This is a genomic window from Pseudoalteromonas lipolytica (assembly GCF_003515105.1).
In the GTDB taxonomy this organism is placed as follows: Bacteria; Pseudomonadota; Gammaproteobacteria; order Enterobacterales; family Alteromonadaceae; genus Pseudoalteromonas; species Pseudoalteromonas lipolytica.
In genome coordinates this window covers 2,508,796-2,523,033 of record NZ_CP032090.1, presented here as the reverse complement: position 1 = coordinate 2,523,033, position 14,238 = coordinate 2,508,796, and the positions used below count along the sequence as shown (strand labels likewise).

The window sequence follows — 14,238 nt, the reverse complement described above, 5'->3', positions numbered from 1 at the left end:
ACCTGATTGAAATTGCGCATTTTGAGTTTAATTGATATTGAGTAAATAGGTAGCGTGCTAGCAGGTGTTGCTTTAGGGCAAAATAAAGACGCGCTAAAGCACGACCTAAAAATAGCGGGGATGAGATGTGCCCCAGGTTTATGCTAAAAAATTATGTGATGTAAAATCGCGGCTACATCTCATTTTCTTGTTGCGCTAGTTTTTCACGCTCAGCTTTTGAAACATACGCAGGCTTACTGCTTTTGTGTAATTTAGCATTGGCGCGTTTGTCTTTTTGTTTCAGTTTAGTGAAGATCTTTTTTCTACGGTTCATGGTACTTTGTAAGTTATGGGATAGGCCAGTCAGTATTGTACAGAGCAATTGCTCAGAAGCCGAGCAGTTTTCGTCGCACAAGAGATATCATGTCGCGATTATAACCGTTACAATCAAGGTCTACTTGCGAAAACCTTCTAAAACTCTGGAGCTTATCTTGAAACATTCATTACTTGCTGCATTCTTATTTAGTGCCTTTTCTGGTCAGGCTGCCATCGCTGAACAAAGTGAACAACTGGCTAACTATGCGGTCGAGCGCTATCAACAAGCACAAATTCATACCCTCGAAAATCTAGTTTCGTATCCAACGGTCAATAAAGAGGGCCTAGCTACGCCCGATAATCCAGACTTTATTGGCTTTAAATCATTTTTAAAAATGAAAGCGGCGCAGTTTGGTTTTGATTATCAAGATTTAGGCTACACAGTATTAATAGGCATGGGCAACCAAGCTGAGAAAGTAACGATTGTTACGCACGGGGATGTTCAACCTGCTGATGCCAGTAAATGGCAACAAAGCCCGTTTAAAATGGATAAAACCTCTGAACCTGGAAAGCTGATTGCCCGTGGTACTGAGGATGATAAGGGCGCAATTGCCACAGCACTCCATGCAATGAAAGCCATTAAAGATAAAGGGGTTACTCTAAATAACCGTATTGAACTGATGGTATACCTTGCTGAAGAGTCGGATTGGGCGCCACTTAAAGAGTTTATGAAAACCTACCAGCAACCTAAGTATGCGGTGACGATTGATGCGTCGTATCCGGTCGTAGTGGCAGAAAAAGGCTGGAGTTTAATTGCGCCAACATTTTCAGCCACTTCAGCGCAAACAGGCTTATATGTCACTGATTTAAAAGGCGGTGCTTTTGTAAGTCAAATACCAGAAGATGCCAGTGTGTTAGTGCATAATGCGGATGCCGCGACTGTGGCAAAATTACACGATAACGTTGGTAAACTTAAAAACGTGAAAGTGGCGATAAAAGAACAAGAAGAAGGTTTATTGGTGCAAGTAAAAGGGACCTCAGCTCACTCGTCTGAGCCGGAGTCGGGCGAAAATGCCATAGCGCATCTTGCTGAAATATTTAAAGGACTAGACCTTGAAAACAACAGCGACGGTCAAGCAATCGAGTTTATTAACCAGTTAATTGGCCTTGACTTATATGGCGCTCAGTTTGGTGAAATTGCTTATCAACATGATTTTATGGGGCCTATGACTGTGTCGCCAACATTGTTATCACGTGATGGGAATGAAATTAAGCTGTCGGTTAATATGCGTCGCCCTGTCGGAAAGCAAGAAGACGTATTAAAGCAGCAAATTAATAATGCGCTGACTGCGTGGCAAACACGTAATAACGTGACATTAAAAGACACTGATATTGTTATTGGCACGCCTATGCTGTTAGACAGCGCACCGCATGCACAAGCTTTATTGGATATTTTTAAGCACTTTACGGGTGATGAAGACGCGGGGTTTGTGTCGATTGGCGGGGGCACAAATGCAAAGCTGTTTGATAATGCTGTATCGTTTGGGCCATCAATGCCAGGTAAAAAATACACGGGTCACTCAGAACATGAGTTTATTACTGAGCAGCAATTAGCGCTGAATTTAAAAATGTACACCGCGATGATGATAAAGCTCGGAAATATGTAATCATTTGCAAACGTAAAAACGCCACTTCAATGAAGTGGCGCTTTTGTTTAGTTAATTTAATTTTTGGCTAAGGGAAATTTCTGCATTCATCAGTTTTGATATAGGGCAACCTTGTTTAGTTTGCTGGCACAGCTCGTTAAACGTCTCTTCAGAGATATCAGCTATTTTTGCTGTTACCTCAAGAGCGATATGGCTGACCTCAAAACCATCATCGACTTCATCAAGACTGACGGTGGCTTTGGTTGTAATGTCATCGGCAGTAAACCCTGCTTCTGTTAATGCCAGCGACAGTGCCATACTGAAGCAACTACTGTGTGCTGCTGCAACTAATTCTTCGGGGTTCGTACCAGCCTTGCCCTCAAAGCGGGTATTAAACCCATACGGTTGTTTATCTAAAGCACCGCTTTGGGTACTAATACTTCCTTTACCTGATTTAATGTCGCCAGACCAGCTCGAATGTGCGGTTTTTTTAATCGTCATAGTCATCTCCTTTGTAATTATTTCGGCGAGTGTGAAATGCTTTCATGGTTTTCGCCGAAAAAAGTGTCACTTACACGATACGTTGCAACTTAAAGGCCAAGGTGACTGTGCACAAGCCGTTCGCTATGAACAAGTTAGTATGGCGTTAGCTGATTGGTAAGACGTTATTTTCTGTTTGCGTTCAATCTAACTTGGGACAATTAACACCACATAAAAATAACGTCGATTTATTTTGTAAATTTAGAGGACCTGATAGGGCGATGTTAACTGGCGGTTTTGGAATGACAAAATAGCCTTATTTTTTACTATTCCGTTTTCAATATTGATGGCACGTCGAATTGTTTCATCTTTTTGCCATTGCGCTCTTCCCGCTAACACGCTGGGTAAATAAACAATTAACGCAGCAGAGATTGAACGTGTTGCACTTTCCCATAAATAGCTAGGCGTGTGGTCAACAGCGTAATAATCAATGGTTTTATAACGAAACATTGGTTCGGCAAATGACGTGGGTTTAGCAAAAAAGAACCCCATACCTTCATCGCAACTTACATCTATAATTAAGCTATTCGGTTTAAGGCAATCAGCCTCTGACTCAATCACAAAATGCACTGGGTTCGCTGTTTCTTGAAAAGTGCCATTAACAATAATATCGGCTTCACTAATGAGGTCGATTAAGGGTCTGTGTGTTCCGTCGTGTTCTACGACCATCATCTGGGCTTCTCCCTCAGAGCCTTGACGTACTTTAACGTAATGACAGTTTAAAACCTCTTCACGAACTTCATGATCAGGGCGTTGAATACAAATTGTAATGTCTCTAAAACCATGAGCTTGTAACGCATAAATTGCCCCACGACTAACAGCACCAAAACTAAAAATAACGGTTTTGCGTTGATTTCCGTAATGACCGTCAACCCCTTTTAATTGCAATGCATGGATAACGGCGCAGTAACCAGCCATTTCGTTGTTTTTATAAAAAGTGTGACGACCCGCATGCCCATTTGGTGACCAAACAAACATATCTTCAAAGGCTATTAAGGTTAATTTTCTATCTAATGCTGCTTGGGTAATATCGCGTTGTTGAACACAGTGAGCATACCCCCACAGAGTCCCGCCTTCTTTTAATTCGTTTAAATCGGCAAGAACGGGTTTAGCGATAATCACTGTGCCAAGGTCTTTTAAAAGTGCACTGCGAGAAGCGATACCGCCAGTAAGCGCTGCGATTTCATCATCTGTTATATTAAAGTCTTTTCCGTAGCCTTGTTCAAAAATAAGCTGCTTTCTGTGTTCTTCAGGAATCCGTTTTAAGTGCTCTGGGTGAATAGGGTAACGTCGTTCATCTGTTTTGCGTGAAGTGCCAATGACGCCGATCTTTAATTTATTCATGCTACAACCTTGATTATATGTTCATTAACGCATGTGTTAATAAACTCGAAAAGGATTCACAGGCAAGCGAAAGCCTACGCTGTAAAGTGATGCATAGTAAAAGGTGTTAATAAGTGCTGAATGTTAAGCAGTGATAAATCAGGATTTTAACGTGCTATGAGTAACACGTTGGTTGTGCTGTAGTGTGCACACACCGTGAGTATAACAGGATAACTGTTTGCTTTGTGAGCTTTAAGCCTCCTTTTAAATTGTTTTATTCCGCTTTGTTTTTAGTGTATTTACAACGTTCTGAGCAGTATTTAACGTGTTGCCAGTCTCGTTGCCATTTTTTACGCCATGCAAAAGGGCGCTGGCATACAGGGCATATTTTTGTCGGTAAGTTCACTTTTTTATGTGCCATTGTGTTGCCTTTGTAAACTGAGGATGTGCTTTTTGAGTACCGCTCTGGCACCATGTTTTACATCATCACGCTCTCTAAATGCCCACAACCTTTCGCGGGCTTCCTTCGCTGCTTGCGTTAAATCAACCATGGGCTCAGGGTAATCTTCACCCAATTTAAAATTATTAAATAACGCTTCCATTGGTGGCTGTTGCCATGGCTGATGGATATATTCGATGGGTAAATTACTAAGCTCTGGGCACCATGTTTTAATAAATATGCCGTCTGCGTCTTTATCTTCAGATTGTTTTATGGGGTTGTACAGTCGAATCGTATTAGTGCCAGTGACAGAGGCTTGCATTTGTATTTGAGGATAGTGAATCCCGGGCTCAAAATCTAAAAAGTAGCGCGACAATATAAGACTGACACAATGCCAGTGAATATTTAAATGATGGGTCATAAAGCTGACTAACATCGCCCGCATTCTAAAGTTAATATAGCCTGTAGCTGCAAGACATCGCATACAGGCGTCAATAAGCGGGATGCCTGTGTTGCCGTGTTCAAACCGTGATAGGTGCTCGCTAACCTTGTCGTCATTTCGATAGGGGTAGTGTTGATACGCAGGGTTTTGCGGTGCGAACTCCATGCTGCATTGAGTTTCAAACTTTTGCATAAAATGACAGTGCCAATGCAATCGTGATTCGAATGCATGCAGCGAACGGCGCCAACTCGAAGGGCGTTTGGGTAAGTAGTATCTGAGAGTTTGATACACTTGACGAAGGCTTAAGTTTCCCCATGCTAAATAGGGTGAAAGACGTGAGCACGACTCTTTGCTTTTTGATGGGCTCGAAATACCTTGTTGATAGCTCTGAGCTCTTGTCTCTATAAAGCTTTTTAATACGGCTCTGGCTGCGTGGGGTCCTCCGTGCTGAAACTGCTCATCATTTGTTTGATACTGTTTTACATGCTCGCAAGCACTGTAGCCCGAAGGTAAAATAGCATTAAAAGAATGCCAGTTAGGCGTGATTAAAGGTTGCTGCATCACGGTTTGCCAATGCTGCTGCCAATCAAATTGTGCTGGTCGTGCCCTTACGACTGCGCCTAAGGGCGTTTCATGCCAAACAATAGCTTTTTCTTTGAGCCATTTATGCACTGCTTTATCACGTTCAAAGGTATTGAGTAAGCCAATTTCTTGATGACTGTATATGGCCTTAATATCAAACTCATTAGATAAAGATTCAAGCAAGGAGATCATGTCTTGATTGTAAATTGCAATTTCGGCTTGTTGTTTTTTTAGCTGTGCATTGAGATCACATAATGACTGATAAACAAATCGCCAGTGACGGTGGCTATAATGAGGATCATCTAACAAAATTGGCTCAAAATTATAGATAAGCAAACAGGGTAAAGGTGAATCGGCGGCCTGTGCGAGTGGTGCATGATCAGAAAGCCGTAAATCACGTTTAAACCATACTATATTGATTTTTTGTTTCCCTGCAGTGGGCATAGCTTGATAGTTAATTGCTTGAACACGTGATTGATACGTATGAGAACGCAGATATGATTATTCAAGGAGAGAAATAGTTGATTATGGCGATGTGTACGATTGAATGGCTTTTACTAAAAGTAAAAGCGGCCACTGTCATCGTGGCCGCCTCATTTTTACAGGTTATCTGTAAATGAACTAATTTGTTGCTCTGCAGCTTGCAAGCTTTGCTCTGCTCCCGGCATTGCTAAGCCTTCGGCATAGATAAAGTTAATATCTGAGATACCCACAAAACCAAGTACATCTTTTAAGTATTTAGTTTGTGTATCCATGTCGGTGCCTTGGTATATACCGCCACGAGCAGCGAGTACAACGACTTTTTTGTTTTCAAGCAAACCGACAGCGCCTTGCTCTGTGTATTTAAACGTAATACCAGCGCGTGCGATACGGTCAATCCATGCTTTGAATGTTGATGGAATACCAAAGTTATACATAGGCATACCAATAACAATTAATTCGTTATCAGTAAGTTCTGCAATTAACTCGTCAGAGATAGCCGCCAGTGCTTTTTGCTCGTCGCTACGTTCGTTAGCGTCAGTCATCCATGCTGCCATTTCTGTTTGCGTTAAGTGAGCAATAGCATCGTTGCTTAAATCGCGAGTGGTGACAGCAATTTGTTGTTTGCTTGATAGTTGCTCAACAAATAGCTGGCTAAGTTTAGTCGAATTACCTTGTTCACCATTTAAAGATGAATTTAACACAAGTACTTTTTTCATCATGTCACCTAAGAAACTGAATTGATGTAACGATTATAATGAGGGTATGAATGAAATAATAATGGTAAAAATTGAGTGATACGTTCGCTTTAATAGAACGGTTGCAACGCTGCTATAATTTCTGTTCGCATTTTTTAAATGCTTAATGTTATGCTCATTTAACAATTTTAAAAAAGGACTTTTATATGAAATACTTAATGCTAAGTATTTTTGTAGTACTGTGCTTGACTGCTCGCGCAGAAGAAAAGCCGTCACTGTCTGTTGAATCATTTGCTTCATTAAGAGCTACCAGCCAGGTTAAATTGTCACCAAGTGGCACGCACTTATCCTTTATTCGTAATATAAAAGGTGAGCTGGTGTTAATGGTGTATAACCGCAAAACACAAGAAGCTGTTCCCATTATTCGCGCTGATAATCATACGATTTTCTTTGATTGGTATACGTGGGCAAACGATGAGGTATTACTTCTCGGTGCACGCTATATACAACGTCAAATTGGCGGCCCTAAATATTCATCTACTCGCCTTTATGCGTACAATATTAATGATAAAGGCAAAGCAAAGCTTGCCATTAAGCCTAACTATGGACGTGATGAACGCCAACCCCAGTTTGCTGATCAAGTTATAAGTTTTTTACCTGACAAAAAAGATAAAATCTTGATTCAAGGCGACTTTGAAATAGCAAATACACCGGGAGTCTATGAGCTCGATCTTAACACGCTGAGAAAGAAAAGGGTTCAACGCGAGCGCAGCAAAGTGACCGATTGGATAGCTGACCGTCAAGGTAATGTGCGTATTGCTCGAAAAATGGATGAAGATGAATTTGAATATTTCCTGTATGACGAAGGTTCATTAGACCGCCGCTCATTATTCAAATTTAAAGCATTTAGCCAAGAGAGTGTGACAATATTAGGCTTTGATAAAGACCCCAATATTATCTATTTTAAAGCGCTTCAAAATGGCTATGACGCATTATTTAAAATGGATTTAACCACGAAAAAGCAAGAGCTCGTTTTTAGTGATGATAATTACGACTTTGATGGAGGGATTTTTTACTCTCCTCTGACGGGCGAAGTTGCAGGGTTTACTCATTCAAATATTGAAGAAGGGATCCGTTATTGGGATGACGATTTAAATAAGCTGTATACATCACTGCGTGCGGTGTTACCGGCTGATAAGTTTGATATTGATATAATCGATACCAGTGAAAACCAGCGCCAATATGTACTTTACCTGACAGGTGATGGAAGCACAGGAACATATATGCTTGGTAACCGTGACACCAATGAACTCACCGTGTTTGCCAGCGCGTACCCAGATATTGATGACAGTGTTTATTCAGGGAAAGAAAAAATTAGTTATAAGGCACGTGATGGTTTAACGATTGAAGGGTACTTAACCTTGCCCGTGGGCTATAAAGAAGGGGATACGTTACCAACAATTATATTCCCTCATGGGGGACCTATGGCGCGTGACTACTCAGGTTTTGATTATTGGACTGCTTTACTTGCATACAATGGGTATGCCGTTTTACAACCGAATTTTAGAGGCTCAAGTGGGTATGGCCATGAATTTGAAATGGCAGCAGTGCAAGGGTTTGGTAAAAAAATGCAAGATGATTTGCAAGATGCCGCTCTTTGGTTAGTTTCACAAGGTATCGCTAATAAAGATAAAATTTGCATCGGCGGTGCAAGTTATGGTGGTTACGCCGCGTTGATGGCTGTTGTTAAGCATCCTGAAACATTTACATGTGCCGCGAGTTTTGCGGGTGTCACCGATTTAGAACGCATTGTGAGTAAAGCGCGTTACTTTACAAATAAAGAAATTGTGCGTAAGCAATTTGGTACCGACGACGATGAGTTGGCAAAATACTCACCGGTTAATTTTGCAAAGCAAATTAACCGTCCAGTTTTGCTCGTGCATGGTTCAGACGATAACGTTGTGCCTGTTTATCATAGCCGTGAAATGGAAGATGAGCTGAGCGATGAAGGAAAAAATGTCACGTATATTGAACTCGAAGAGGGAGATCATTATCTGTCACATCAGCCTTATCGTATTACAACATTAAAAGCGTTTTTAGATTTCTTTGATGAACATTTAAAAAGCGACTAAAAAAGGCGACTTAGGTCGCCTTTTTATTAATAAGCTAACTCTGCATCAATATTTCTGACTAAGTTTGAAACCCAGTTAATGTATTGGCGGTGAATTTTATCGCCATCATAATCTAAGTTGATCGAGTCTTTGTAATCAATTGAGTACTCAGTGGCGTTGTAGTTAATATCAACACGCAGCTGGTGCTTTCTAATATCAAGCTTTCCTAATATTTTACCGTCTTCGCTCGCGCGACATGTCCAGCCAAGTTTCATACATGCTTTGAGAATATTTGTTTTAACACTGTCAGCAGTGTGTGTTTTATTGGCGGTTTGTGGGACAGGGTTACTGTCGAAGTTACGAATAGGTACACTTGTACTGCATGCTGATAAAACAAGTGTAGCCGCAAGTACTAAGCAGAGCTTTTTCATGATAAATCCTTTTTATGTAATAAAAACGGCATGATTATGCGTTTTTTTTGAGGCGGGGTCTAGGCATCAGGTAAAAACCAAGCACTGATAGCGCCAGCAATACCCAGCACACTGTAAAATAGAATCAGCTCTGCGGTGCTTAAATACGCATTTAATAAGCCAACACTCCCAAGTGCCAATAATATAAGACCGATCACCGTATTACTTACCGATACATAATCGGTTCGTTTGTTGCCTTCAGCCATATCTACCAAGTACGTTTTACGACCAAGACGAACTCCCTGATGAGCAACAGTGAGCAAAAAATAACATAACGGGAGAAGCCAAAACTCACGGAGGGTTGCAGGGCTAAAGTGTGCGATTAAATAAACGGCTAAGCCATTGAGAGTGACTAACATGGCTGCAAAAATTAAAACGCGTCGACTTGATAGGTCACTCAACCTACCCCAAATGGGTGCTGAAACGAGACTTGCAAGCCCAGAAAGGGCCATAAAAGTAGCAAGCAAAGAAAAATCAAAAGCTTGTTCGCTGGCTAAAACAATATAAAAAGGAGCGCTAAGTGCAGAGCAAAGCAATAAAGCACGCGTAACAATGAAGTGGGCAAATTGTTTATCTTCGTACAGTAGCTTTAGTTTCTTAAACGCATGCAATAAACCATTTTTAGCTCCTTCAGTCGCCCCTTCATATTCTTTGATGCGACTGTAGCTCAGGGCAGCAAATATCCACATGAGGGCTGCCAGCATCAACGCAACATAAACACCATTTTCGTAGCCTAACGTTTGTAAATACCATAAGCCTAAACCAAACGTAAGTGTCGCAAAGCCTGCAAAACTGGCGGCAAGACCACTAATGTTGCCACGTTGCTGTTTGGGAATCACTTTTCCAAGTACATCTTTAGCGGCGATAGAGTTAAAGCCCCGAGCAAGGCTAAACACAACTAAAAGAGTGAGAATGGCATACCCGGCACTACTTCCTGTTAGGGTTAATGCGGTAATGAGCATTGCTACAATGCATAATGCTTGCACAATGGCGCCGACAACCCACACCCACTTGCGTACTTTAAGTTGGCGGATAACGTTGGCAATAGCAAGTTGCGGCAACATCGAGCCAGACTCTCTAATAGGAACTAGCCACGCAATGAAGCTGCTGGGCACATTAATGCTGTGTAATAACCAAGGCAAGGTTACTTTTGGGTTGAGCAGAGCATCGGCAAATTTACTAAAAAGTTGACTCACTAAAAGGGTAATAAAGTTACCTGGCACAACCTTACACGCGGCCTCATCAATGGCCTTGCAGGCGCGAGCGTCTTCGGTATTGCTGAGTCTTTGATAGATGTCTTCTTTACTGAGCTTTTTCATCTTTGAATCGGATAGAGGAATTTATGTAGCAAAGGGCTGCATAGCAGCCCCACTGTTAAAAATCGTTCTTACTGTGGCGTTCTACAAGTTGCTCAGCTTCATCACCCCACGTACGATTTACACGGCGACCTCGTTTAACTGCAGGGCGACGTTCAATTTGTTTTGCCCAGCGTAATACATGGCTGTATGACTCAACATCTAAAAACTCAGCAGCATCGTATAAATAACCCAGTACCAAACTGCCGTACCATGGCCAAATAGCAATATCGGCAATGGAGTATTCGCTACCAGCCATGTAATCATGATCACTTAAGTGACGATTTAATACATCTAACTGGCGCTTTACTTCCATGGTGAAACGGTCAATAGGGTATTGCATTTTAAACGGTGCATAACTGTAAAAATGGCCAAAACCACCGCCTAAGTAGGGTGCTGAACCCATTTGCCAAAATAACCAATTACGACACTCTGTTTTACTGGTATGGTCGCTGGGAATAAGCGCATCAAACTTTTCTGCTAAATACTGTAAAATAGCGCCCGATTCAAATACGCGGGTAACTGGCGTGGTGCTATGATCCATTAAGGCTGGAATTTTTGAATTCGGGTTGACACTAACAAAGCCAGAAGAGAATTGATCGCCATCCGCTATTTTAATTAAGAACGCATCATAATCAGCGTCGTCGATACCAAGCTCTAATAGCTCTTCGAGCATAATTGTCACTTTTTGACCGTTTGGTGTCGCAAGTGAGTACAGCTGCAAAGCATGCTTACCAACAGGTAAGTCTTGTTCATGGGTTGCACCCGCTACAGGACGGTTTGTTTTAGCCCATTCTCCCCCATTTTCAGCGTCCCATTGCCACACTTTAGGTGGCGTATAACTGTCGGTATTACTCATTGAAACTCCCTAAATTGTGCTTTAATGAATGTTGTTACGAGATTACCATCCTAGTTGATCAACCTAGTCAAGGGAAGTAGAGTTAGAAAATAGCATTATTACTGAGTGTAATAAGTACCTAAGTAATTAAATTTAAAGTAATTTAATACCGAAGTCGACGACTGTTAAGGAGCATGAGATGAAAAAACACGGTTTGGCCATTGGTTTAGAGCGCATTGGTAGTACCTTTTACCTAACTTTTAAAGTCGTTGGTAAGCTTACCCACGCTGATTACGAAACGCTCACCCCTTTAGTGGATAATGCACTTAAAGCAGTGCCTCGCGCAAAAATTAGAGCATATGTAGATATTACAGAACTGGAAGGGTGGGAATTACAAGCGGCTTGGGATGACTTTAAATTAGGGCTGAAACACAACAAGGAATTTTGTCGTGTTGCGGTACTGGGTAATAAAAAGTGGCAAAAAGTAGCCAGCAAAGTGGGTAATTGGTTCACAACGGGTGAAGTGAAGTATTTTGAAGATGCAATAATTGCAACCGAATGGTTGCACGAAAAGGTAATCAGTGACAGCAACTAATCAATTAAAGGTAGCGACATTTAATTTATACAATTATTTAGCACCCCCCGATGCGTTTTATGATTTTCAGCGTATTTATAGTGCTGAGCAATGGGCTAAGAAGCAGCGTTGGTTGGCTGATTATCTTCACAATCAGCAACCGGATATTATTGGCTTTCAAGAAGTGTTTAGTATTGATGCATTAAAACAGCAAGTGAACGATGCAGGCTATGCGCACTTTGCGGTGGTTGATGAGCCGAGCGTTATCGATGAGTTTATATATCGAGACCCGGTTGTTGCAATTGCTTCTCGCTATAAAATTATGGCTTTAACTGAGGTTGAACCCGACTCTCACTATGCACAGCAAATGGGGCTTGTCGGGGAGTTTTGTTACAGTCGTCGGATTATTCGCGCCACGATAGATGTGCCACATATTGGTTATGTAGATTGTTATGTTGTGCATTTTAAATCAAAGCGTAGCCTGCTTAATAGCGTTGAAGATAACAGCAAAACCGAGGAGCAAAATCTGCTTTTGCAGCTAAAAGACCAAGTAGCAGGGCGCTGGGCGTCAAGCATACAAAGGGGCAGTGAAGCGGCGTTATTATTAATTGAAATTATCAATCGCAGATCACAGACAGACAATCCTGTTATTGTGATGGGAGATTTTAATAATGAACTGCATGATGGCGTGCTGAACCATTTAATTACTGACTCATTGCGATTCACCGCTAGTCGACATAGCAAGGCGTTTACCGCCAAGTATGCGCTGCAAGATAGTTGGCAACTTTATCAACGCCATGTTGTAACGGACAATGAGAGAGAGGCAACCCATTACTTTGGTAGCAGCAGTTCGGTGTTTGATTACATTTTGCTTTCTAGAGAATTTGATGCAGGCTTTCAAGGTAGCTTCTACGAAGTCATTGACTATCACACCTATGATCAGCACTTAATCAATCCACAATTTGCCTACGATGATCAAAGCACCGACCATGGTGTGGTAATGGTTACATTAGCATTAAGGAGTTAAATTCATAACTCCTCAAAATTATCGAAGATGCTGTTTGTCTCGCTTTGCAAAGAGATAACCGATAAATGCACCGCTAATAGCGCCGAACAAGTGGCTTTCGAACGAGATATGAATACGCTGCGGGAATACACCCCAAATTAAGCCACTATAAAGTATGACGACAGCAATACTGATGAGAATCGCTTTGAATGAGCGATGCATAATACCATAGCAAATTAAGTAGCCCCACAAGCCATAAATTACGCCACTTAAGCCCACATGTATATTGCTGCGGCCAAATATCCACACTAACAATCCTCCAAGCAATGCAGTACTGACAAATACCAGCCAAAAGCGTTTTACACTGTATTGACATACTAACCATGCGAGAATTGCAAAGGGCACTAAATTACTAAAAAGGTGTGCCCAGCCACCGTGTAAAAAGGGGGCAAAAAATATGCCTGAAAGGCCCGATAGTTGGCGAGGCAAGATACCTAAGCCATTAAGGTTTATACCGGGCAGTGTATTGATAATTTGTAGTACAAGACACAGTAGCATTATGCCCAGAATAGCGAACCGTTTACTGCTGATAGGGGGAAGTTTAGTAGCTGATTTTTCAGTCATGGTTGAAGGCTCTTAAATCAATTCGACTGAATCAGTATAACGTATTAAGAGTGAAGGTAAACACCTTGTTTTGCAAGGTGTTTACTGGTTGTTATCTGTGTTTTTAGCCAAGTTTAGTAAGTAGTTTTTTAGCTGCAAGTTCTGAGCTTGCTGGGTTTTGGCCGGTGATCAATAACCCATCTTCGATAGCCAGCACGCCCCAGTCATCGGTTTTTTGGTATTGACCACCTTGTTTAATGAGTTCATCTTCAACAAGAAGTGGTACAACATTCGTTAGTTGTACAGCCTCTTCTTCAGAGTTACTGAACCCCGTCACTTTTTTGTCAAACACTACCGACTTACCCTCGGCATTTTTGACATTTAATAAGACGGCACTGGCATGGCATACCGCACCAACAGGCTTATTAGAATTTAAAAACTGTTCAATTAAACGAATAGAGTCTTGGTTATCAACTAAATCCCACAGCGGACCATGACCGCCTGGGTAAAATACAGCGTCGAATTCATCGGCATTCATTTCGCTCAACGGTTTGCTGTTTGCCATTAAGGTTTTTGCGGCGCTGTCTTCTTCAAAGCGTTTAGTTGCCTCTGTTGCAGCATCAGGAGCGGCACTATTTGGGTCTACAGGCGGTTGCCCCCCTTTCACAGATGCTAATGTAACGTCAACGCCCGCATCAATAAAGGCATAATAAGGAGCTGCAAATTCTTCTACCCAAAACCCTGTTTTATGACCCGTGTCACCTAATTCATCGTGTGAAGTAAGTACCATTAAGATTTTCTTCGCTGACATAATTAATCCTCGTTAATTGTTTAATG

Annotated in this window: 15 protein-coding genes; 4 read left to right on the top strand and 11 right to left on the bottom strand. The window is 41.6% G+C overall.

What is annotated here, in order from left to right:
- Nucleotides 1–172: 172 nt before the first annotated feature.
- The gene (locus D0907_RS11435) at nt 173–313 is read right to left on the bottom strand and encodes a DUF2986 domain-containing protein (protein ID WP_074988980.1); all 141 of its coding nucleotides are present in this window, start codon (nt 311–313) and stop codon (nt 173–175) included.
- Nucleotides 314–527: 214 nt separating this feature from the next.
- Here D0907_RS11435 and D0907_RS11430 point away from each other — a divergent pair, with 214 nt between their 5' ends.
- The gene (locus D0907_RS11430) at nt 528–1,961 is read left to right on the top strand and encodes a dipeptidase (RefSeq protein ID WP_230235588.1); all 1,434 of its coding nucleotides are present in this window, start codon (nt 528–530) and stop codon (nt 1,959–1,961) included.
- Between the two features lie 51 nt (nt 1,962–2,012).
- On the opposite strand, the gene D0907_RS11425 is transcribed toward D0907_RS11430, so the two are convergent.
- The 5 genes from D0907_RS11425 to D0907_RS11405 form a co-directional block, all read right to left on the bottom strand.
- Nucleotides 2,013–2,441 carry an OsmC family protein gene (locus D0907_RS11425; protein WP_036966864.1) on the bottom strand — a complete coding sequence of 143 codons (429 nt, stop codon included), beginning with the start codon at nt 2,439–2,441 and terminating at the stop codon, nt 2,013–2,015.
- Nucleotides 2,442–2,681: 240 nt separating this feature from the next.
- Nucleotides 2,682–3,824: a N(5)-(carboxyethyl)ornithine synthase gene (locus tag D0907_RS11420; RefSeq protein WP_118844487.1), complete on the bottom strand. Its 1,143-nt coding sequence runs from the start codon at nt 3,822–3,824 to the stop codon at nt 2,682–2,684.
- A 253-nt stretch (nt 3,825–4,077) separates the two neighbouring features.
- Nucleotides 4,078–4,224 (bottom strand): DUF2256 domain-containing protein, encoded by a 147-nt coding sequence (locus D0907_RS11415; RefSeq protein WP_074988977.1) that lies wholly within the window; start codon nt 4,222–4,224, stop codon nt 4,078–4,080.
- Complete coding sequence (locus D0907_RS11410) at nt 4,214–5,710, bottom strand: cryptochrome/deoxyribodipyrimidine photo-lyase family protein (RefSeq protein ID WP_118844486.1); 1,497 nt, start codon at nt 5,708–5,710, stop codon at nt 4,214–4,216. The genes D0907_RS11415 and D0907_RS11410 overlap by 11 nt, the downstream gene beginning before the upstream one ends.
- 155 nt (nt 5,711–5,865) lie before the next feature.
- Nucleotides 5,866–6,465, bottom strand: coding sequence for an FMN-dependent NADH-azoreductase (locus D0907_RS11405; protein WP_036966872.1), 600 nt, complete (start codon nt 6,463–6,465; stop codon nt 5,866–5,868).
- 185 nt (nt 6,466–6,650) lie between these two features.
- Here D0907_RS11405 and D0907_RS11400 point away from each other — a divergent pair, with 185 nt between their 5' ends.
- Nucleotides 6,651–8,576, top strand: coding sequence for an alpha/beta hydrolase family protein (locus D0907_RS11400; protein WP_118844485.1), 1,926 nt, complete (start codon nt 6,651–6,653; stop codon nt 8,574–8,576).
- A gap of 26 nt (nt 8,577–8,602) precedes the next feature.
- Here the strand turns inward: D0907_RS11400 and D0907_RS11395 are convergent, their stop codons facing one another.
- From D0907_RS11395 to yghU, 3 genes are read right to left on the bottom strand one after another with little or no spacing between them, the layout of a single operon-like run.
- Nucleotides 8,603–8,986 (bottom strand): putative periplasmic lipoprotein, encoded by a 384-nt coding sequence (locus D0907_RS11395; RefSeq protein WP_036966879.1) that lies wholly within the window; start codon nt 8,984–8,986, stop codon nt 8,603–8,605.
- A 59-nt stretch (nt 8,987–9,045) separates the two neighbouring features.
- Nucleotides 9,046–10,344: an MFS transporter gene (locus D0907_RS11390; protein ID WP_036966882.1), complete on the bottom strand. Its 1,299-nt coding sequence runs from the start codon at nt 10,342–10,344 to the stop codon at nt 9,046–9,048.
- Nucleotides 10,345–10,399: 55 nt separating this feature from the next.
- Nucleotides 10,400–11,239, bottom strand: coding sequence for a glutathione-dependent disulfide-bond oxidoreductase (yghU, locus tag D0907_RS11385; protein WP_036966885.1), 840 nt, complete (start codon nt 11,237–11,239; stop codon nt 10,400–10,402).
- 178 nt (nt 11,240–11,417) lie between these two features.
- Here yghU and D0907_RS11380 point away from each other — a divergent pair, with 178 nt between their 5' ends.
- A complete protein-coding gene (locus tag D0907_RS11380) occupies nt 11,418–11,813 on the top strand; it encodes a SpoIIAA family protein (protein ID WP_036966888.1) in 396 nt (131 codons plus the stop codon).
- The gene (locus D0907_RS11375) at nt 11,800–12,819 is read left to right on the top strand and encodes an endonuclease/exonuclease/phosphatase family protein (RefSeq protein ID WP_118844484.1); all 1,020 of its coding nucleotides are present in this window, start codon (nt 11,800–11,802) and stop codon (nt 12,817–12,819) included. The genes D0907_RS11380 and D0907_RS11375 overlap by 14 nt, the downstream gene beginning before the upstream one ends.
- Nucleotides 12,820–12,837: 18 nt before the next feature.
- On the opposite strand, the gene D0907_RS11370 is transcribed toward D0907_RS11375, so the two are convergent.
- Nucleotides 12,838–13,422, bottom strand: coding sequence for a rhomboid family intramembrane serine protease (locus D0907_RS11370; RefSeq protein WP_065978581.1), 585 nt, complete (start codon nt 13,420–13,422; stop codon nt 12,838–12,840).
- Nucleotides 13,423–13,525: 103 nt separating this feature from the next.
- Nucleotides 13,526–14,212 carry a type 1 glutamine amidotransferase domain-containing protein gene (locus D0907_RS11365; RefSeq protein ID WP_118844483.1) on the bottom strand — a complete coding sequence of 229 codons (687 nt, stop codon included), beginning with the start codon at nt 14,210–14,212 and terminating at the stop codon, nt 13,526–13,528.
- Between the last annotated feature and the right edge of the window lie 26 nt (nt 14,213–14,238).

Excerpts from the sequence above, each read along its gene's own strand:
- D0907_RS11410 (WP_118844486.1), bottom strand. The coding sequence starts at position 5,710 with ATGCCCACTGCAGGGAAACAAAAAATCAATATAGTATGGTTTAAACGT.
- D0907_RS11370 (WP_065978581.1), bottom strand. The coding sequence starts at position 13,422 with ATGACTGAAAAATCAGCTACTAAACTTCCCCCTATCAGCAGTAAACGG.
- D0907_RS11420 (WP_118844487.1), bottom strand. The coding sequence starts at position 3,824 with ATGAATAAATTAAAGATCGGCGTCATTGGCACTTCACGCAAAACAGAT.
- yghU (WP_036966885.1), bottom strand. The coding sequence starts at position 11,239 with ATGAGTAATACCGACAGTTATACGCCACCTAAAGTGTGGCAATGGGAC.
- D0907_RS11415 (WP_074988977.1), bottom strand. The coding sequence starts at position 4,224 with ATGGCACATAAAAAAGTGAACTTACCGACAAAAATATGCCCTGTATGC.
- D0907_RS11390 (WP_036966882.1), bottom strand. The coding sequence starts at position 10,344 with ATGAAAAAGCTCAGTAAAGAAGACATCTATCAAAGACTCAGCAATACC.
- D0907_RS11400 (WP_118844485.1), top strand. The coding sequence starts at position 6,651 with ATGAAATACTTAATGCTAAGTATTTTTGTAGTACTGTGCTTGACTGCT.
- D0907_RS11395 (WP_036966879.1), bottom strand. The coding sequence starts at position 8,986 with ATGAAAAAGCTCTGCTTAGTACTTGCGGCTACACTTGTTTTATCAGCA.
- D0907_RS11425 (WP_036966864.1), bottom strand. The coding sequence starts at position 2,441 with ATGACGATTAAAAAAACCGCACATTCGAGCTGGTCTGGCGACATTAAA.
- D0907_RS11380 (WP_036966888.1), top strand. The coding sequence starts at position 11,418 with ATGAAAAAACACGGTTTGGCCATTGGTTTAGAGCGCATTGGTAGTACC.
- D0907_RS11405 (WP_036966872.1), bottom strand. The coding sequence starts at position 6,465 with ATGAAAAAAGTACTTGTGTTAAATTCATCTTTAAATGGTGAACAAGGT.
- D0907_RS11365 (WP_118844483.1), bottom strand. The coding sequence starts at position 14,212 with ATGTCAGCGAAGAAAATCTTAATGGTACTTACTTCACACGATGAATTA.
- D0907_RS11435 (WP_074988980.1), bottom strand. The coding sequence starts at position 313 with ATGAACCGTAGAAAAAAGATCTTCACTAAACTGAAACAAAAAGACAAA.